This window comes from Undibacterium sp. Xuan67W (assembly GCF_049340165.1).
Lineage (GTDB): Bacteria > Pseudomonadota > Gammaproteobacteria > Burkholderiales > Burkholderiaceae_D > Undibacterium.
In genome coordinates, this window is the sequence record NZ_JBMPPN010000006.1 from 132993 (window position 1) to 154021 (window position 21029).

Genomic DNA, 21029 nt, shown 5'->3' on the forward strand with positions numbered 1-21029 from the left:
TCACAGTTGTCAGGCTTTTTTCTTATTCGCAACTTAGCAATGAGACGGGACTATTCTCGCAATTTCAGGCGGCGCAACTTGACCGCATCGGCCAGACCTTCCAGCACTTTCACACTGTCATCCCAAGCGATACAGCCATCGGTCACCGACTGTCCATACACCAATTCCTTGCCTGGCACCAGATCCTGACGACCTGCGACCAGATGCGACTCAATCATCACACCGACTATCCGCGTATCGCCCGCAGCGATCTGGCTTGCGATATCAGCACATACAGGAATCTGGTTGGCAGGATTTTTAGAGCTGTTTGCATGCGAAGCATCAATCATCAGACGCGATGCCAGTCCATTATTCGCAATGTCTTTGCATGCCGCGTCAACGCTGACTGCATCATAATTCGGCGTCTTGCCACCCCGTAAAATGATATGGCAATCTTCATTGCCGTTAGTGGACACAATGGCAGAATGTCCGCCTTTGGTCACGGATAAAAAATGATGCGGCTGCGATGCCGCTTTAATTGCATCCACTGCGATTTTCACATTACCGTCAGTGCCATTCTTAAAACCTACCGGACAAGAAAGGCCGGATGCAAGCTCGCGGTGAACCTGAGATTCCGTCGTACGTGCACCAATTGCGCCCCAGCTAATCAGGTCAGCAATGTATTGCGGACTGATCACATCGAGATATTCAGTTCCCGCAGGCAAACCGAGTTCGTTGATATTCAACAGTAGTTCTCGCGCAATCCGTAAGCCGTCATTGATACGGAAACTGTTATCCATATACGGATCGTTGATCAGCCCCTTCCAGCCGACCGTCGTGCGTGGTTTTTCGAAATACACGCGCATTACAATCTCCAGTTCACCAGCGAAACGCTCACGCTCTTTAGCAAGCTTATGCGCATATTCCATCGCGGCCTTGGTGTCATGGATCGAGCATGGGCCAATCACCACCATGACTCTGTCATCTTGCGCATGCAAAATCCGGTGCAAAGCAGTACGCGCATTGGCAGCGGTATCGGCAGCTTTTTCAGAACAGGAAAACTCTCGGATCAGGTGTGAAGGAGGGATTAATTCTTTCATTTCCCGAATGCGTAGATCATCAGTGCGTAACATAGTCTCTCCGTTTAATGTGCAAAAATAGGTATTCGTAAAAATGACGTCTGGTTGAATGCAAAGCTTAGTTAATACAAAATTTAGTTAATACAAAATTTAATCAATGCTGAATAAGTACTAAACAAATGCTGAAGCTGATCAAAAAAAAACCGCCATCACTGGCGGTTTTTTAGAAATTTGGTTGGCTCTTTTTCCGTGCGCTTACCGTTTTTCCACCGCCGTTGGCTGGGAATAGCTAAAGTAAAAAAAGAAAAAGAAACGTGTAAATTTCATCTGTATTAGTAATTCAAATTCGGAGCTTTATCTGCGATCAGTAATTGAGGTGCAGGCCTGTTATTCCGTGGCATACATCATAAGCGAAACCTATAGTGCATCAAAAAGTAGCATTTAGCAAGCCTTAGGCCAGAGAATGATGTTTATTTTTTCCAGAGTGCGGGCGGCTCCGGCGGCAAATTATTTTGATTTGGATAAACATCCATAATCGGCTCTTTTTTTGCAGTGAGTAACTGGGGAGTATTGCGACTCATCCAATTACGCAATTCAGTTAAATTCGCGGCGATATCGGTACGATTCGGACTCAGTCTGGTCGCACGCTCAAGCAAGTTCAACGCTTTTTCATGATCGCCCTGTGCCGCATAGGCAACCGCCTGATTATTCAGTGCGGAGGCATCAAATGGATTGGTTTTTGCAGCTTCTGCGAATTTTTTGATCGCGGCAGCATTATCGCCTTGCGCCAGATAAGCGCGCCCCTCCGCCTGCGGATCTTCTGCCCACGCCAGCATTGGCATGCTCGCCAGCAGGCATTTCAATAAAAATTTCAACATTGTTGTCACGATTTAATTCCCGAGATAATAAGGTTTCGGCGCAAACGGAGGAAATGGTATTGGTCGTCTCTGCGCTTCAAATGTGTATTTCAGATAAACAGCACCGGATGCATCAGTGAAATCCCCGGAGTTATCAATCGAGAAGCGGCTACCGATAAAAAACTTCGGCGCCAATTGGTATTCAACGCCACCTAAAAATTTATACTGCACTCCGCTACGGGTCTGTCCCGGATAGGAAGTTGCTATATTCAGACTAGGATTCGCCGCTGACAATGCTTCTAACTCGGCCTGATCCGCTCTGGAGTTCGGATAATACAAACTGCTTTCTTCGGTAAAACGCTGAATACCGACAGAAGCACCGACTTGATAGGCGAGATTGCCTTTGCGTCCGTTCAATTCCAGAGGGACACCTAATGCGACATAATTTTTAGGACTGAAATAACCGCCCTGTCCATAACTGAAGTAGCGCAAATTCTTTTTATAAAACATTGAAGTCATGCTGAGACCTGCGGTGGCAACCATATCCCGGTTACGCAGGAAACGCCAGTAAGCACCGCCACCTAGCTCAAACATACTGTTGCTCGCCACGTTTTTACCATTGACACCAGCGTAACCAGCACTGGCATAAACACCGCCATCATCTGTGTCATATGAGGCATCAAGATGAACACCCGTGCGGGTTACGCCACCCCAGGTCAGTCCATATAAACTGTCATTGGTTCCAGCGTAAGAAAGGTAGCTGTCCGTGACGGAGCGGCGTGATAATTCAACGCTCAAGTTCAAGTCGTCAACGCGAGTGGACCAGCGCAGACCACCGACAACATTCCGTACAGGAAAATCTGTAGGACTCGTGCCAGCGTCGAGTTTAAAGCCACTGAGCTCATAGGTCAGACTTAAAGCCACACCTTTAGCCTGTTCAGATAATTGAGAGACACTCGATAATCCTGCTTTTGCAGCCACACTACTAAAAGATTGCTTGGCGAATTTCGCACGTTCGTTGATCCCAGCATTCTTACCAAATTGACCGGAGATAGCCTGATCATTCAAATATAAAGTTCCGGCATCAATGGATACAGGAATAATCTTTAAGCCCATTTGCCCCATACCAAGAGAACTCAGATAAAGCTCAATTGGCATTTCTATGTCTTTTAACTGGGATAACCCTTTTTCACCACTACGCGCACGCGCTGCAAATCCTACGGACACCTGAGAACGGTTCAGAGAATTCAGCGCATCGATTTCTTCAAGCAATGAGGCTTCTTCTGCACTGGCAGGCGCACGAGTTAATGCGGACCTCGCAGTACCACCAACACTATCGCTGCCAGTGGCGGCTTGTGTCGTACGTATTGCAGGTAAGGCAGGCTTAAGCTGAGCAGACTTAGGCACATCAGGCAGTCCACGTATAGTCTGCGATGACACGGATGCTGACGATGTTGCCGGTAGCAATCCGGGGGTAATTTGAGGTAAATTCGCACTCGCCGCAGGTGTCGAGGATGCATTCATCACTGCGGTCGAGCCGCTCAAAGGTGGCAGTCCGGCAGCGGAGGACGATGCCGTGGCAGCGACCGCAGACGCAGTCTGCGTGACGGTTGATATAGCGGGTGGAGCAGCAGTAATAGGCAAGGTCGATGATGTTACCGGCGCTTTGGCTGGCAAAGGAGGCGTTACGCCAGGAGTTCTGGCTACCGGAGCAACTTCTTTCAGTAACGGACCGGGGATAGTTCTGACCTCAGGGCCGGCGTTTTTACGTTCGGCAAATGGGTTCACCTTAAAATCGGCGGGCACGGCAACAGGCTCCGGTCCGACTAAGCGTAAACCGTTAGCCCCCATTCCTGCCATCGTGTGTTGCGCCTGCTCCAGTGCCAACGCCTGCTTAAACAAACTCAGCGCTTTGCTGTTGTTTCCCTGAGCTCGCGCTACCCGTCCTGCCAGAGCAATAAAGCGCGGATTATCAGGCTGCAATTTCAACAAGGCTGCGAGATGAATCTCGGCGTTCGGAAAATCCTTGATCTGAATTGCGGCATAGACCAGACCTTGCCTTACTTCGATATTTTCCGGCTCTGTCTGCAAGACCCGCGTGTACAACTCTTTAGTAGCGTCTGTCTCTCCAGCCGCCGCATACATACGGGCCAGAGAGAGCAACAACAAACTGTCATCAGGATCGGCAATCAGGTAAGGCTGAATATATTCATATGCCAAAGCCAGATCACCCGCTTCTCTGGCTCGTTCTGCACGGCGCATAGCAATCACGCGCTGCAGATTTTTAAATGAGGTTGCCTCGGTATCCGCCAATTTAGGCAAGGCAGCAATTTGCCGGATAACCGCTTCCAGCTCGGCATCCTGATTAAGACGTAATAAGGCATCGGCATACTGCAACAATAAGCCCGCCGAAGGCGATGCTGTTTTTTGAACTGCTTGACGGATCATCGCCAGACCACGTGCCGGGTCACCGTTGTTGATATACAAGGTGGCGATTGCACCTACAAACTCCGGCTCGTTTGCAGCCGCACTTTCAACCGAAGTCAGCAGCTCTTTAGCTAATCCCAACTCTCCCTGCTTGAGCAAAAAATTGATACGATCAAGCTGGACGTAAATCCACAGACGTTTTTGCAAAGCGAACATTTCTGGTTTGCGCGACTTGGCAGGGATTTTTTCCATCGTCGTCAATCCCTCCCACCACAATTGTTGGGCTGCACTGAGTAAAGCACTAACATAGAAGGCATCTGGTTGTGGATTCTCTATGTTGGTCAATGCATCCAGTAAAGAACGCGCCTGTCCCGGCATATCACGCTTCAGATACAACTGCGCCAGATAAAGACGTAGCCACACATTATCCGGCGCAATCAGGATCGCATCTTCGAGCGCTAATTGAGCACCATTCACATCGCCGGCAGCCTCTGCCGCTTTGGCTTTCTCCATCAAATCGTTGGCCTTCATATCAGCCAAGGCGGTTAACTGCGCCGGTGACATCATGCTGCTCAGCGCCTCTAAATCCTTAATACGTTTTTGCAGCGACAGTACCCCGACCAGACTATTCAATGCGGTTTTATTGTCTTTATCATCCTTGAGGACAAGGCGATAATTTTCCTCTGCCCCTGCTAGGTCATTTTCAGCAAGCAGCGCATCGCCTAGCTGCAAAATTCCTGAGGGTTCCTTACTATTGAGTTGTACGGCCTTGCGTAACAAGGCAATGCCTTTCGCGCTGTCACTGTCCTCAAAAGCTGTTCGGGCTTCTTCTATCATTGCCCAATACGCCGAGCTTTCGTAGGCCTGTTTCCATTGATCTTGATTCTTTTTCGGTAACAGATCAATTGCTTTTTTAATCAAATCACGGGCTTCGATGAATGCTTCCTGACGCATTTTTACCAAACCATATCCACCGAGTGCAGTCGGATCTCTAGGTTTTGCTTTCAGGATTTTTTTAAACTCCGTTTCAGCGGTTTGAATATCCCCCTCTTCCAGCGCTTTAAAACCGGCCGCTTGGCTCTTTACCAAGGGATTCTCAGCTACGACCTTGGGCTTATTGGCCGGACGTTGTGTGCCTGTTTCCGAATTAGCCGCAGTTGTGCTTGTTGCACGACTCAAATTTGTCAGACGGTCTTGGATTGTTTTGTCGCCTGGATGCTTTTCTAAATAATCATGGGAATATTTAGCATTACCATTTTTCAACCCCATCCAGCTTAGCGTTTGCCTCCAGGATGCATTGGCTTGTGCCGCTACCTCTGGCTTAGTCGTGAGATTTACCAGCATTGCTAACCCCTCTTTACGGGTCGGTTCGCGGTAGGTCAATATCTGCGCGAGCGCCAATGCATATTTGGTGTTTGTCGGGTTTTCTTTACTGAGTTTTTCTATGCCGCGTTTCGCTTCGTTATAACCTGCCAGAGTACCTGCCAGCGCCTGGTAATACTCCAACGCAGCATCGCCTTTGAGCTTGGTGGGGTCCCCCAGCAAGCGATAACTCTCTACAGCAGCATCAGAGTCACCTTGCTGCGCGAGACGCCGTGCATCATCAAGCTGACCTTTACCTGCAACGCCGCGACGTACCGCCTCTTCCGCTACACGAATCTGCGAGCTCCCGGCCTTCAGCTGCTTAAGCTTCGTCAGGTAGCTTTTGGCCAGTTCTGCATTACCGCTCTGGCTTTCAAATAATGTCAGCGCCACCAGCGCGTCGACATGATCCGGGTCGATTTTTAATAATTTGCGCCAGGCGTCTGCGGCATTATCATCCCGACCGCGCTGCGACCAGTACTGGGCTTGTTCGATCAGTTTCTGATTTAAAGGAGAAGAAGAATTGGCGAGCGCAACTTCGCTCTCGAAGACCATCGACAAAAGCGCTAGTGCCATCGCTTTTTTCTTTAAAACCATTCAATTCCCCTAAAGAACATATTCTTCTATATATAGCCAGTCACAGCTTCTCTTAACACAAATGCAAATGTCTGAACACGCATTGCGTCAGAACATTTGCATTCGGATTTTCGTAGATCGCAGTCTCTTATGCAACTCAGAATAGTTACTAAAAAAAATGGACCTACCTATCAATATAAAAGTCGGCTAAATCTTACTTTTTTTCATTGACTGTCAATCGGGATGCCGCTTTTTTTCTTAAGAATCGGAACATTACAGTGGCAACAATCAACGACGCCAGCATCAGGAACGCAATCAAAATCATTGGGTGGTTTGACAAGTGCCATTTCACCCATGTCCAAAATGGCAGGCTACCGACATAATAGGTATCACCAATCTGTACATTTTCCATTTTGTCACCTTTGACTAACACCAGATCGCCTTGGTATTTGCTTCTCAGGTCTGGTTTGAGTAAGGCTCTGGTCAGTCCCAGTAAATTATCACCATCACCGGCAGTCAATACCACCACACTGCGACCGCTGCTCAGCGGGGATTCAAATTGCATCATCGCGCCAAAAGCATTACCCGTACTTGCCAGCATTTCGCCTGTGTGACGTTCAATCTTATCGATGTCACGTCCTGACCAGCGGGCAAGAATACGCATAAAGCCGGTGGGTAATTGCAGCTTATTACCACCTTCATCCATCACCAAAGGCAGGTATTTCGTCCATTGCTTTAGCAAGGAGACATTGCCATTTGTTCCAATAATCACAATATCTTTATCACTGAGTTTATCCAGATCACTACCGCGCACGACATTATTATTAGTCACAGGATAGCCCGTCGATTCGCCCATACGTCCCATCAGATTCAGAAACACTTCTGTTTCTTGCGCGGTCGGACGATCCGGCATCACGATCGCCGTCTCTGACAAATCTGCCATGCGCGTAAATGGAAAACCTGCATTCGCTACGTGTGCCAGATTAGGCATTGCGGTGTAGTGCGGCATGTCTGAAAAATCAATCGTCGAGTCAGGATCAATCGCAGATCTGACATTATCCAGATACACATCTTTACATGGGCCCTGCTTCACATAGTCATAGAAAAAGTGAAACTGTAATTGGTTTTCTGCACCGATCTGGAAGGTTGGCACTTGAATTTCTTCTTGTGCGTAACGATGTCCATCCTTAAACAGCAACATCACGGATTCTTTAATTTTCCCTTTTTCTACCTGTCCGCCAGACAGGGACAAAGAACGGATAAATTCACCATTTATACCGATATTTAACGTCGACCGGTCCACGTTAATCCTTGGTGTAAACCGGTACCGTAAATCAATGGGAACACCATCTCTTTGCCATGTAAATAAATCCGGCGCAACACGCATATTCACGCGGATCAGGTCCGGCGTCAGACCTTTCACCTGCAAATCCTGATGCGCAACCAGTTCACCGAACTTGACGGGACGATTCGTTGGCAGCCAGTTCGGAGCATCATAAGGTGAGCGCGGATTCGCTTCTTTGAAATTTTTGATAAAAGCGCGATCACCGGATAATGCAATCTGCCCCAATACCAATGACTGAGCAGCGATGCGCAACTCAGCGGCATTACGTCCCATCACCAGCAATAATTTAGTATTTTGATTCAAAGGATTAGTCATGATGCTTAAAGTCGGCCCAGAAATGACTGGCAACTTCAAGCCAGCGGGGACTTCATTCGACGTTGCAAAGACGACAGCGTTTCCTTCGGGTAGCGCCTGAGTTGCTACTGGAAATTTAGCACCACGATACGCTGCCAGGTGACCAAACCATGAGGCAACAATACCGGCATTACGTAAAATATCCAGCGATGGCGCAGCCGGCATGACAAACGGCAACTCCAGCATCTTGTTGTCACGTTTATCAAAAAACGGCGTTGGCAACAATGCCAAATCATTTTGTAAAGGAATCGAAGTAATCGTCAATTCCAGATTCGACGTATTACTGACATTCGCCCACAAACTGGAATGATAGGGATCTTCGCACTCTCTGGTGTAATGGCCTATCAGCTTGAAGCCAAGCTGGTTAAAGTCAGCAAACAAACGCGGATCGATATTCGTTTCACGGACAAAACCACTCGCCGTTTCTTTCGGCAAAGGCACGACTGTCACCAACTCGTTATTTACCAATACTTTCATATGCGACAGTTCTGGCAACATAGCCGGCGAATAAGCGATGCCGTACCGGACTTTTGCCGCAGTAATCAGCTCATCGCTGCGTACGGTAAAGGGAAAGGATCTCTCACCTTCAACACCACGCAATTCGATATTAGAACCAGAGCCCATCTGCTTCAAAGAGATATTGATTGTTCTCTGCGATAAGGCTGACTTCACTACAGGTTCTTTTTCAGGCACAGCCGATACTGAAGCCACAGATTCACTGACTACCTCTGAAGCAGAGGCTTTCGCATGCTTGGATTTTGCATCTACATTGTCATGCCCGAGCATTAACAAACCAAACAGGAGCGCCAGTGCGGTGGTGCCTCGCTTACGCACCAGCTTTGTCTTGATCATTTTCACCATAGTGGAGCTCGTTATTTTGTTGAAAGGCATTGTTTTATTTCCAAAGTACTGCATGATACTTGAACCAAATCGTGAAAATCCAACCATGCTGTGCATCGTAATTTCCTTCAGACCATTTAATGGATGATCAAAATCACGTTCTTGTGACCAGTTAAGCCAGACGTCAGCACGACCGACCGTGCAATTCACCAGATTAATTTCCTGTTCAAGCGATAAGGTCTTGAACTGCACGCTGACTAAACCTTGTTTTAAAAATACCACGGTAGCCGGAAAAATATGCTCACCGGCCGTACCATACAAAGACACCTGTACCTCGGCATCTTTATCGAGCATGACATCCTCAGGTAGTTTTAAAGACATTCCCCCTAAAGAAAAATCTTCCGTCTCACACACCAGAGAATGGCCGCCAGGCATACGCAAGATCGCACTCAGCTTGGCCCTGACACGATGCGTTTTGCGTACCTGCTTCGATTCGGTAGCCACCGCAAGAGTCGCTCCAAGGATGATCAGGTTATAAATCGTCCACAGCATATTTAAAATCACTGTGTCTAATTCATAGGTATTCCACCAAAGTGCGCGACCGATACCGACAATGAAGCCGAGGATATTCAACCCCAGCATCACCAGATAAGGTTTGGAAATTACCCAGTCAAAGTGTTCTTTTTCAACCAGACCACCTTTAGCAGTCACGTTGAAAGTACCCAGTTTAGGGTTGATCAGCGCGACCAGCGTTGGCCGGAAAATATACCAGGCTAGTGTCGCCTCATAAACCTCCGCCCAGAACGAGTGACGATGCGCGCCTTGTATCCTGGAGTTAGTCAAGTTGGCATGCAATAAATGCGGCAAAGAATACGCCGCGATCGCCAAAGCAGATGCTTTAATAATATGGACTTCAAAAAACAAATACGAAATAGGCGCAAGCAAAAATACCATGCGCGGAAATCCATAGAAAAAATGAAGCATCGCATTGCTATAGCAAAGTCTTTGTCCGAATGACAGTCCTTTGCCCAACAAGGGATTATCCGTACGGAAAATCTGCGCCATTCCCCGCGCCCAGCGAATACGCTGTCCGACGTGAGCTGATAAACTTTCGGTCGCCAAACCGGCGGCCTGAGGTAAAGCGAGATAAGCCGTGTTGTAACCAAGTCGCTGCATCTTCAACGCGGTGTGCGCATCTTCCGTCACGGTTTCTACCGCAATCCCGCCAACTTCCATCAGATATTTGCGACGCAGAATTGCGCACGAACCACAGAAGAAGGTCGCGTTCCATAAATCGTTTCCGTCCTGTATCAGGCCATAAAACAATTCGCCTTCATTGGGAACATTGCGGAACGTGTTCAGGTTACGCTCAAACGGATCGGGAGATAAAAAATGATGGGGCGTCTGCACCATCGCCAATTTTTCGTCTACTAAAAACCACCCCATCGCGTATTGCAAAAAGGAGCGTGTCGGCATGTGATCGCAATCAAAAATCGCGACGAATTCTCCGGTAGTTCTGGCCAGTGCTGCATTAATATTACCGGCCTTCGCATGCTTGTTATCGCTACGGATATAGCAATTAACTCCAACAGACTTGGCAAATTCCTGGAACTGAGGGCGGCGTCCGTCATCCAGAATATAAATATTGAGTTTATCTTTTGGCCAGTCGATTCCCATTGCTGCCAGCACAGTGGGCTTCACTACACTGAGGTCTTCGTTGTAAGACGGGATAAATAAATCAACGACAGGCCACAAACTTGTGTCCTCCGGCATCAGAACCGGTTTGCGCTTCAATGGCCATGCCGTCTGCAAGTAACCGAGCAACAACACCAGCCAGGCATACACCTCGGCAGAAACAAGAACTAACGCAAAAATCAGATCAACCAGATTCTCAGCATCAATCGTGTAATTGATACGCCAATAAATATAACGACTGGTTGCACTGACGGAGAACATGATCATCACTAGCGATACCAACGTACCGGTATAGCGACGCAAATACATAGCCGTCCAGAACACGACAATCGAAAACAAGGTCTGCCAAATCAATTCCAGAGGAATACTGATACTGGTCCAATACAAACCAGCGGCAATTACCAGAGCAATCGCCCGGGTCGTTTTTAGTTCCCAGCCGGGCCAGTTAACCAGGGTGCGGCCAAATTCGTTCAGACGGCCATACAGATATCGTGAGTTGAGTATTGAGCGCATCAGGCAATTAACTTATAACGATCCTGCAACCACGTCGTAATTTGCAATAAATCATGGGTAGCCGAGCAATGTTTCGCGTAGAGAGAAACCGGAGATTGGCAAGCCAGCGCCTCACTAACGGCTTCGTCCTTATGAATCGTAATTGGCACCAGTTGCGCTCCCATGTTGGCTCTCAACATTTGTAATATATCTCGATGCAACTGTTTGTTTGCATCCATTTGATTCACGATATAACTAGATCCAAAAAAATCTTGCCGGTCGCTGCAGTAATAGTGCAATAGAGACTCGATTGAAGGAATAGTTGAATACGAGGCTGCGTCCGGTTTAATTACAATCAATGCAATATTCGCGCAATGTAATACCTGCTGCAAATATACGGTTGGTCCCGGAGGTGTATCGATCAATACAATTTCTTCGTCCGCTAGGTCGAGCGAACTTAATTGCGTTGCCAGCCAACCCGGCTTGCTCTTAATGAAATGCTCAAAAGCGACTCTGTCCGGCTCATCAACGACACCATAAGGTAAAAAATGCACGCCATAAGAGCTTTCATACAAAGCATCCGTCCAGGGTAGACCCGACATCGTTTGCCGCACAACGCCTGCCGGATCCTCATGCTGCATACCGCAATGCAGACGCAACGCATTTTGTGGATCAAGATCCAGTATGGTGACTTTCGCTCCCAATGCAGCAATTGCTGCAGCAAGATTTGCTGTTACCGTTGTTTTTCCAACGCCACCTTTAGGAGAGATGACCGCAATTACCCTCATGGTTTAAATATTTTTTTGAAGAAGGAGCTAACTGCAGGTTCTGGCGATTGATCCGCTACACGTGCGCCTGACAAACGGCTAAACAAGCTTGCAAGTGTAGGATCGCCACGTTCCTCGGGCGAGGAAGCAAGCGGCTCATTAGCCGCACGCGCGAATAAAGAGGATTCTTTTGGTATGGGGCCGGCACGTGAGGAATGTCCCGAAGCTCCGGAGGCATATTCAGCTTGACGCAGAAAAGAACTCTCTGCCGGGGCTAATGCCGCTGGTGCCTGTTGATCTGAAACCATTCTTCCAGATGCTATCGACGGCAAACCATCCATTGGCAACGTTGACTCAACTTTAGGCACTGCACGAGCAGCCACTGGCTTCGCCGTATTTACGTGAACATCTCTGAGTAAAGGCCAGCGCTGTTTGGCCTGTTCATTCATGCCATCACGATGAATCTCTTTATACGAGTCCGCAGAGCCGTCGATTTTCTTAAAGAGATTTTTGATGTCGTTGTCCATAATTTAAACCTTTTGCACTCCGTCTAGCGGTCACGCCTGCTTAGCGACGAGTAAAATGTGCGTGTTCTCCTGTATGTTTTTTCAATTGAAAAACGATGACACGCCCTTGCTCCAGGGCAGTCCCTTTTTGGGTAAGCCGCAAAGCTTTATCAACCCCCAACGACTCAAACCAATGGGTATAAACACCTTCCAGCAAGGCAGGCGACCATTCCAATGCCTGCTCACCAAACGCAAGCTTGATCGGACTCGCATTGTGCTCAATGATTAAACTATCCGCTTCTTCGTTAAGCTGAACCCAGCCCCAGTTCAGGTCACGCCAGATTTTGTTCATGCTAGCTTCAAGAGTACGCATCGTCGCGCCGCCATCCAGCTTGAAACTAGCGGCCATCCTGAGTCCAAGTTTGAACATAAAAGCGCGTAAATCCTGCACATCTCCCTGAGCACAGAACTCTGTAGAAAATGCGCCAAGAAACGCGCGCCATTGAGTGGAACATTGCTGTTCTTCGTAATAATTTATATTGTCTGACACATTACTCACTATGCACCTTTGCAGTCTCAATCCGGCGGTCTGTAGCAGCCTGAACTAACATTGTTATTATTTTCGACTTTAGCATTTCATCAATACGCAAGTCTAGCGAATAGCGCTGAATAAATGTTAACTATTCATAAGCTAACAACACCTTATTTACCGTTAAAATCATTCAATTTCAACATTTGTTATCTGCTCGATATCAAACCAAATAAACAAGATGCAACATCACTTTATTGTCACTCACATTTCACTGAATTCCTATATTGACGTCAGATTTTCTTCTATCTTGAGATTATGCTTGGAAAAACAGGCCGCACAAAAGTCTACACGCCAGTTTTGACATAGTGGACGCAAGAAAAGTGCCCACTTCCCTCTTAATTTATCAATTAAGTATTTAAATCTATACTGGCGCGTATTCGCTTGTATTGATTACTTAGCCTGTAGTTGCAACTGCAGCAATAGCCAGTCGGCTACTTCCTGCAAGGCTGTAGCAGCGAGACTCTCAGGTTCGTAATCAAGAACCGATCGCTCGTAAGCAAGCGCCTCCTCAATCTGAGCACTCTCGGGGATAAGAATGGGGACGACTCTGGCACCTAACTGCTCCCGGTACAAAGAGACGACGTCCTGAGATAGCTGACTACTTGACACTTGATTCACCAGATAAGCAGAGTCAACTAGCAATCCTGCCTCATTAGTGTGCACTGCAATGAGAGATTCCATTTCAGGAATAGTGGAGTAAGAAGCCGCGTCCGCCAATACCACGGCCAGTAAAAAGTCGGCTGCATGTATCGCCTGACTTAAGTAAGCAGACGGCCCGGGAGGAGTATCAAGCAAGACTATTGTATTTTTCGGCAACTTAGCCCGCTTCAACAATTTCAGCAGCCACTCCTCTTGCTGCTCCAGCACTTGCTCAAAATCGATACGTTGCTGCTCGCCTGCACTACCGTAAGGGACGAAATCTACGCCAGACGCGCTGGAGAAAGCAACTTCCCACAGCTTGGGAGCTCTGTCGCCAGCAATAACACTGAGCCCACTGACAACATCATGCGGCAATCCGCCCATATGCCACTGAATCGCGTTTTGCGGATCAAGATCAAGCACCAGCACAGAAAAACCACGCTGCACGAAGCCAAGACTGAGGTTTGCAGTCACCGTTGTTTTGCCAACACCGCCTTTGGCTGAGACGACCGCAATTACCGGCATAGTCTCTGCCCCGGAAGAGAAAATTCAATCATCGCCAAGCCTACCAATGTAATGATCAGGCAGTACCGCCAACGGTCAATCCATCGATGCGCAATGTCGGCTGTCCAACGCCAACAGGCAAGCTCTGTCCTTCCTTACCGCATACGCCGACACCGGAATCTAGCTGTAAATCATTACCGATCATTGAGACACGGTTTAAAACTTCAGGACCGTTACCGATCAGGGTTGCGCCTTTTACCGGATAGGTCACTTTGCCATTTTCTACCATATAGGCTTCGCTGGCGGAGAATACAAATTTGCCATTCGTGATATCAACCTGACCACCGCCGAAATTCACGGCATATAGTCCATTTTTAACGGAGGCAAGAATTTCTGCCGGATCTTTATCTCCGGCCAACATATATGTATTTGTCATCCTTGGCATCGGTAAATGGGCGAAGGATTCACGACGAGCGTTACCGGTGACCGGCATCTTCATCAGGCGCGCATTCATCGTATCTTGCATATAGCCCTTCAAAATACCGTCTTCGATCAAAGTCGTACACTGCGTCGGATTACCTTCATCGTCCATATTCAATGAGCCACGGCGGTCCTTCATGGTACCGTCATCGACCACCGTCACGCCTTTAGCCGCAACCCTGTCACCGATGCGTCCAGAAAAAGTGCTGGAACCTTTGCGATTAAAATCACCCTCCAGACCATGGCCTATCGCTTCATGCAGTAACACACCCGGCCATCCAGGCCCTAACACTACCGTCATCGGCCCCGCTGGCGCCGGCCGTGCATCCAGATTCACCAAGGCTGACTTAACCGCTTCATCGGCATATTTCTCTAACAAAGCATCAGAAAAATAAACATAATCGTAGCGTCCGCCACCGCCACTTGACGCCATCTCACGACGACCGTTTTGCTCCACAATCACCGTCAGAGATACCCGTACTAAAGGGCGGATATCCGCAGCAATAACACCATCACTGCGCGCGACTAATACGACGTCATATTCGCCAACCAGATTCGCCATAACCTGCACCACACGCGGGTCTTTGGCTCTGGCGATTTTTTCCAGACGCTCCAATAAACTGACTTTTTGCGTCGCATCCAACGAGGCGAGAGGATCTTGTTGCAGATACAGTGAGCGACTGCCAACATTTTGCATGCTGGAGGCAACTTTGATTTTCCCCGCACCTTGTCTGGCGATAGTACGGGTCGCCTGAACCGCATCTTGCAAGGCTTTTTCTGAAATTTCGTCCGAATAGGAAAATGCGGTCTTATCGCCGGAAATCGCACGAACACCAACACCCTGATCAATGGAAAAACTCCCCGTCTTGACGATGCCCTCTTCCAGGCTCCAGCCCTCGCTTTTCGTGAACTGAAAATAAAGATCCGCGTAATCCACCTTATGCGTAAACATAGAGCCAAGCACCTTGCCCAACTTAGCCTCATCTAGCCCGAACGGCGTTAACAAAATGTCACGAGCGATAGCTAAATGGCGCAGATTTGAGTCAATTGGAATCATATTTTTCTAACAATGCTATAAGTGATTGATGTACGAATTGTAGAGCAAGTCGGTCATCTGCACGCATCATCGTTTTTTTAAAACATTTTGGCAAAAGGGAGACCGAAATTATTCATTATCTATTGACAATAAACTCAGTGGCACGATCCGTCTGAACGGCATATCCGAATTGAATTAAATTTACTTGAGTTAGCGGCAGAATCTAGGCTAATTTGCGGTGCTTTAATGCAGGCAAGCTCATCCTTACCACATCGATGTTTGCCAGATCAAGTTCACCGCCAACCACGCCCTCGCCCTCTGCCAATTCGTCGATGATCTTGCCCCAAGGATCAATCAGCATAGTCTGTCCCCAGGTACGGCGACCATTCACGTGGATGCCACCTTGCGCCGAGGCCAGAACGTAACACTGATTTTCGATGGCTCTGGCCCGCAAGAGAATTTCCCAGTGAGCCTGTCCTGTAGTGTGAGTGAAAGCAGCGGGAACAACGAGCAAACTACACTCGCCCATCGCCCGATATAGTTCAGGAAAACGTAAATCGTAACAGATCGACAATCCCACTTTTGCCAAGCCAGCATCAAATGTCACCACCTGCTGACCAGGCGTAATCGTGCGGGACTCCTCGTATGATTCATCACCTTTGGTAAAACCAAATAAGTGAATCTTGTCATAACGCGCAACTGACTCGCCTTGCGGATTAAACACCAAGGTGGTATTCAATACTTTGTCTGGCTCTGTAGATAGCAACGGTATAGTGCCGCCGATAATCCAGACACCAAGCTGGCGGGCCTGTTCTGCAAGGAACGCCTGTATCTCGCCCGTACCATGCTGTTCCGCAACCAGAAACTTATCTCTTTCGTGCAACCCCATTACCGGCCAGTATTCAGGCAGGAGCAGGAGTTGCGCACCAGTACTTGCCGCCCGCTGTAATAAGCGCTCTGCCTTTACCATATTCTCTTGCAGCACAGGAGTGGATACCATTTGTATCGCAGCGACATTCATTGCTTTACCCTTCAACATAATTTGAGACCACGCATCCGCACTGGCTACTTATTAGCGCTTGCTTCTTTTTTGGGCAGTGGAATTTCTGCCTCTTTATGATCGATCTTAGTGACAGTTGGCTCTTTCCATCCGCCTGTAATCATATACTCGTAGGTGAAGGCGCGCGCCAGAGGTTCACGCAAAAACAATTGCGCTAAAAAGGTACCCAAGCCAATAACAGGATTCACCGCTAATCCATACACGACAGACGCAGTACCGGCATTAATTTCAGGAATAACTGCCACATGCAAATGTTGAGACTCGTTCACGATATCCGCCGTACCATCCATTAATACCGCAGCATTGACACTGCGCATCTTCAAATTCTCGGTCTTCGCTATACCCTTCTGAATCTGGGCAGTTCCGGTGATGGAGTCAAAGGCAAAGCCGTCTGAAAACACATCGCGAAAATCGAGCGTCAATCGTCTCGGCAGCGACTGCATGCTCAGCACGCCCAGCAACTTTGCCGCACCCGGATCGACTTTTAAAAACTGACCTGCCGCCAGCTCTAACTGAATTTGTCCCGACATGCTTGGCACATCCATGGCAAACGGTAAACCGTTCCAAGTAACCTCGCCCTGTAACTTGCCACGCCCGCCGCGCATGACATTCGCAAACCCGACTCTGTCGAGCAATTTACCGGCACTATTAATGTCCAGCACATAGCTCAGGCTAGTCATGCTCTCACCGTTGCGATTACTCCACTTGCCCGTACCTTTGAGGTCAGCATCCTCATTTTTCAAGGATACTTTATGGATGCGCCATTCGCGCCCTGCCGTGGTCATCGCATTGCTTGCCGTCAACTCTAGGCGACCAAATTTTTTATTAAATAATTCAAAGTTGTCTGCAGCAATATCCAGACTAGGGATCTGCGTATCGCTGTTTTTACCCTCGAGTAAATCGGACACATCAGAAGCAGCTGACTGCGGAATGATCAGCTTGCTCAGACGGGCAGAGACATTACCCAAACTCTGTCCGCCAGCGCCAGAATCACTCCAGGTCAGATAACCGGATACCTGGTTTGAATCGATATTCGCTTGCCATAGACCTTTTTGACGAGAAGCACCGACCACGACATTGTCTAACTTCTTCCCCATCACGGTCAGCTCTGCTGTGCGTGCTGCGATCACATTTGGCTCGATGTAAGCGGCAATATCCAGGTCGCTGGGATTAATATTAATAGCAGAGACATTAGCGGCAACATTGGCAACGTTATTTGCAAGCGTGTTTGACGGGGTACCGTTAACACTATTGATACTATTATTGCCCGCACTCGCAACAAGATTAGTCCCGGTCGCGACCAGCCGTCGCCATTCGTCCACATTAACTGCTTTGAAATCAATATTCGCATTCAAGCCGCTATCTGGCTCCGGTGCCGGTGCATTCACGCCTATCCCGCCGCGTACTACCTGCCAGTTAGCATTTGCCTCCGTCGATTTCTGCCTTTGATAGCGCGCATTGACCGCATGACCTAATGTCATTTTAATCTCGTCGCGCAATTGAGTTGTGTCCGCAGATACTTGCGGAATGAGTTCAAAATGCAGAGGCAGATTATCATTAGCGACCTTGCGCAAAGGTGCAGGAAAACCCAAAGCCAGACCTTGCAGGCTGGAATCAATCTGCAATTCTAATTGGCGTTTTTTCACGTTGATATTTGCGCCATAGCGGGCAGCACCTGTCAGCTTATCGCTTAAGCGTTCGTTCGCTAACACAGGGAAATTTTTACGCAAGCCATCTGCGGTCGCAACCCCGTCAAGATGGATCCGGATACTGCCATCTTTTTGCGAACCACCCGTTGCCTGTACAGCGCCGCCGAGCAAACTGCCCTTCAACGTATTGAGATTCACGCCTTTTTCCGTGAACTCAAGTTTGCCATTGACGGTACTGACAGGAGGGATACCGCCCTGCAACAGCACATCATTGCCAGCAAATTGCAATGTCCCCTGAACTTTGGAATCGATAATATGCTGCAAAGGTAATTGCAACTTCAGACCCAGTTGTGCGTTCGCACTGGCTTTGCTGTCTTTCAAAAAGTGTCCAAGCCAGCCATCCACCGGACTCGCCCCCACATACTGCAACATCGTTTGTAAATTACTGCTAGCGGTACCGTCAATCGACAAAACGCTGTTGTGAGTCATCAGATCGGGAATAATCGCTTTGACTTTGCTTAGATCTGCACCGAGGGTCTTTGCCGTCTCGCCGCGAATTTCCATACGCGCTCGGTCAAATACAAAACTACCGTTGATACTATCAATAACCGGCCATAGCGGTGCTTTGCCGTCGTCGGCGAAATGACCCGGAGCAAAATCCAGCTTGCCATCAACAATCGTACCTTTGACCCAGAACTCGCCTTTGGGATTAGGTTTGCCGTCATGCCCGGCAAAAGGAAAATGGGCGAGGTCGCCCTTGATACGCAAACTGACATCATCTGCACGACCGTCGAGCAAAGCGCCAACCAACCAATGGCGCAAATCCTCGGGTGCATTCGCCGGGATAAAACGATCAATCTGTTTGAGGTCAAACCCGGTGAATTTACCGACCAGATCAACTTCGCCAGGATGCACCTCTTGCCCTGCCACCTTATTTGTCCGCATCGACATGGTGTGCTTTCCTGAAATGGAAGCGATCATGTTGTCTTGTTCAAACTCCATTTTGCTGATCTGCAAAGCAAGCTTATCATCGGCTTCAAATTGCCAGCTTGCCAGCATCTGCAATCGCTTGAACGGCATGACAGGATCGACAAAATAACTGGACAATTGCAGCAATAAATCCTGCGAGTCGAGCATAAAACTGCCACCCTTATCACTGGCATCTACGGTACCGGACAAATTCTCAAACCCAGGTATAGCAGGCACTGCCGCACTGGCAGGTGTCGTGCTGGTCTTGGCGAGCGCCAATTGTGCGGGTTGAGCCTTTAGCGAAAGATTAAGGAATTGTCCTTTCAGGCTGTAGGAGACCGTCTCTGGATAAGTACCCTGCCATTTTGCGCTGAAATCCTTGAGCTGACCTTTGGGCGCAAAATCGACCAACATGCGACGCTGATCCGGCGGCAAAGGCAAATGTTCTGCAAAATTCGCCAAGGTATGCAGGTCCAGTTGTCTGGCAAATAGTTCGACTTTTTCCGGCTGCCCCTTTTGTGCGGGAATATAGCTTTCGCTGATGGTCGTTGCAGGTAAGACCTGACCGTCACGCGCCTGCATGGAGAAATTGATCAGAGAAATTTGATGTCCGGCCTGCCCAAAAAGACCTCGCAAATACTGACGGCCAAACGCGGCGCGCTCACTGGCAATCAGCCTACCACTGACCTGCGCCATATCGAGAACCGGCAAATCCTTGCGAAAAGTCCCGAGCACATCGGTCAACCTGACATCGGCGGTCAGCTCGGCCACCCGGCCCTTATCCAGATGCAACCAGGCTCGTATTGCACCATGCGCTTTTTTTACATCGGCAGGCAAATCCACGTACGCTTTAAGCATGCTGATATCCGACTGCGCCAGATCGGCATAGAGATCGCCGCTCCAGCTGCTGAGCTCCGTAGTACGGCGATTAAATACTGCATGCTGAAAGTCGCCGCGAATATCGACCGGAGCCGCCAGCGATGCCGGCGGCGTTGCTTTCAACGCGAATCTATGATGACGCCATTGATTATTCAGTACGAAATTGACTGAAGCGAGATGGAGCTCAGGGGCGTTGCGGTATTGGTCAATCCAGCGCAGGTTGCCGTCGCGGATCACGATGTCGCGTTGCGCCAGCATCCAGTCCAGACCTTTACCATCCCCAGCCTGCGCCGGGTCTATAAAAAATCCGCCGACCAGTAATTTGCCATCCGCTTGTTTTTGTATCGTTAATGAGGGATGCGCGATATCAAGTTTATCCAGTCGTAGTTCAAATAACAGGACTGACCACCAGGAAATAGTGGCAGAAACCTCGGGCAATACCAGAGCAGCCTGCCCTTTCTGATCACGTACAACTACGTCTTTCAATGCCAGAACGGGATTAAGGCTCTGCCACCTCGCCTGCAGACTGGCGATTTCGACCTGACGCCCAATGGACCGGCTGGCGAGTTGCTCTACATCAGTTTTATAACGCTCAACATTCGGTAGGACGCCATAGCGCAACACCAGGAACAAAACGCAGAAGAGGAAATAACAGAGCACCAGGAGTTTCACCAGGATGCGAACACCGCGGCCACAAAATGCCGTCGCAGAACGACAGTTATCCATCACACCGCGACCTTGTCGCAAGGCGTTGACTGGCGCGTGGTCAGACCCAACCTCGGGCACAGGAGCTGAAGCTGCTTCATCTGATGGTGGCACTGGCGTTTTATTCATCACTGACACAATGGTTTAGCACTCTCTTGCGGCAGCAAAACAGCTTGACAACATTTCCTGAAAAAACGCGAAAAACAATATACTCCCCCGATATTTTATAAAAACAAG

Annotated in this window: 11 protein-coding genes; all 11 read right to left on the reverse strand. The window is 48.6% G+C overall.

Annotated elements, in window-relative coordinates; genetic code table 11:
• Positions 1–50: 50 nt before the first annotated feature.
• Complete coding sequence (gene aroG / locus ACO0LE_RS07890) at positions 51–1112, reverse strand: 3-deoxy-7-phosphoheptulonate synthase AroG (protein WP_422959858.1); 1062 nt, start codon at positions 1110–1112, stop codon at positions 51–53.
• 416 nt (positions 1113–1528) lie between these two features.
• Positions 1529–1936 (reverse strand): tetratricopeptide repeat protein, encoded by a 408-nt coding sequence (locus tag ACO0LE_RS07895; protein ID WP_422959907.1) that lies wholly within the window; start codon positions 1934–1936, stop codon positions 1529–1531.
• A gap of 12 nt (positions 1937–1948) precedes the next feature.
• Positions 1949–6301: a cellulose synthase subunit BcsC-related outer membrane protein gene (locus ACO0LE_RS07900; protein ID WP_422959859.1), complete on the reverse strand. Its 4353-nt coding sequence runs from the start codon at positions 6299–6301 to the stop codon at positions 1949–1951.
• Between the two features lie 193 nt (positions 6302–6494).
• Entirely contained in the window at positions 6495–11027 is a 4533-nt protein-coding gene (gene bcsA / locus ACO0LE_RS07905) for a UDP-forming cellulose synthase catalytic subunit (RefSeq protein WP_422959860.1), read from the reverse strand.
• The gene (bcsQ, locus tag ACO0LE_RS07910) at positions 11027–11794 is read right to left on the reverse strand and encodes a cellulose biosynthesis protein BcsQ (RefSeq protein WP_422959861.1); all 768 of its coding nucleotides are present in this window, start codon (positions 11792–11794) and stop codon (positions 11027–11029) included. Before bcsQ (ACO0LE_RS07910) ends, bcsA begins: the two co-directional genes overlap by 1 nt.
• Positions 11791–12300, reverse strand: coding sequence for a cellulose biosynthesis protein BcsP (bcsP, locus tag ACO0LE_RS07915; protein ID WP_422959862.1), 510 nt, complete (start codon positions 12298–12300; stop codon positions 11791–11793). The genes bcsQ (ACO0LE_RS07910) and bcsP overlap by 4 nt, the downstream gene beginning before the upstream one ends.
• A gap of 40 nt (positions 12301–12340) precedes the next feature.
• Positions 12341–12829 (reverse strand): cellulose biosynthesis protein BcsD, encoded by a 489-nt coding sequence (gene bcsD, locus ACO0LE_RS07920; protein WP_422959863.1) that lies wholly within the window; start codon positions 12827–12829, stop codon positions 12341–12343.
• A gap of 432 nt (positions 12830–13261) precedes the next feature.
• Positions 13262–14035: a cellulose biosynthesis protein BcsQ gene (gene bcsQ, locus ACO0LE_RS07925; protein ID WP_422959864.1), complete on the reverse strand. Its 774-nt coding sequence runs from the start codon at positions 14033–14035 to the stop codon at positions 13262–13264.
• Positions 14036–14090: 55 nt separating this feature from the next.
• Positions 14091–15551, reverse strand: coding sequence for a metalloprotease TldD (tldD, locus tag ACO0LE_RS07930; RefSeq protein WP_422959865.1), 1461 nt, complete (start codon positions 15549–15551; stop codon positions 14091–14093).
• Positions 15552–15753: 202 nt separating this feature from the next.
• Positions 15754–16569 carry a carbon-nitrogen hydrolase family protein gene (locus ACO0LE_RS07935; RefSeq protein ID WP_422959866.1) on the reverse strand — a complete coding sequence of 272 codons (816 nt, stop codon included), beginning with the start codon at positions 16567–16569 and terminating at the stop codon, positions 15754–15756.
• 26 nt (positions 16570–16595) lie between these two features.
• Complete coding sequence (locus ACO0LE_RS07940; protein WP_422959867.1) at positions 16596–20921, reverse strand: YhdP family protein; 4326 nt, start codon at positions 20919–20921, stop codon at positions 16596–16598.
• Positions 20922–21029: the final 108 nt, after the last annotated feature.

Excerpts from the sequence above, each read along its gene's own strand:
- aroG (WP_422959858.1), bottom strand. The coding sequence starts at position 1,112 with ATGTTACGCACTGATGATCTACGCATTCGGGAAATGAAAGAATTAATC.
- ACO0LE_RS07895 (WP_422959907.1), bottom strand. The coding sequence starts at position 1,936 with ATGTTGAAATTTTTATTGAAATGCCTGCTGGCGAGCATGCCAATGCTG.
- ACO0LE_RS07900 (WP_422959859.1), bottom strand. The coding sequence starts at position 6,301 with ATGGTTTTAAAGAAAAAAGCGATGGCACTAGCGCTTTTGTCGATGGTC.
- bcsA (WP_422959860.1), bottom strand. The coding sequence starts at position 11,027 with ATGCGCTCAATACTCAACTCACGATATCTGTATGGCCGTCTGAACGAA.
- bcsQ (WP_422959861.1), bottom strand. The coding sequence starts at position 11,794 with ATGAGGGTAATTGCGGTCATCTCTCCTAAAGGTGGCGTTGGAAAAACA.
- bcsP (WP_422959862.1), bottom strand. The coding sequence starts at position 12,300 with ATGGACAACGACATCAAAAATCTCTTTAAGAAAATCGACGGCTCTGCG.
- bcsQ (WP_422959864.1), bottom strand. The coding sequence starts at position 14,035 with ATGCCGGTAATTGCGGTCGTCTCAGCCAAAGGCGGTGTTGGCAAAACA.
- tldD (WP_422959865.1), bottom strand. The coding sequence starts at position 15,551 with ATGATTCCAATTGACTCAAATCTGCGCCATTTAGCTATCGCTCGTGAC.
- ACO0LE_RS07935 (WP_422959866.1), bottom strand. The coding sequence starts at position 16,569 with ATGTTGAAGGGTAAAGCAATGAATGTCGCTGCGATACAAATGGTATCC.
- ACO0LE_RS07940 (WP_422959867.1), bottom strand. The coding sequence starts at position 20,921 with ATGAATAAAACGCCAGTGCCACCATCAGATGAAGCAGCTTCAGCTCCT.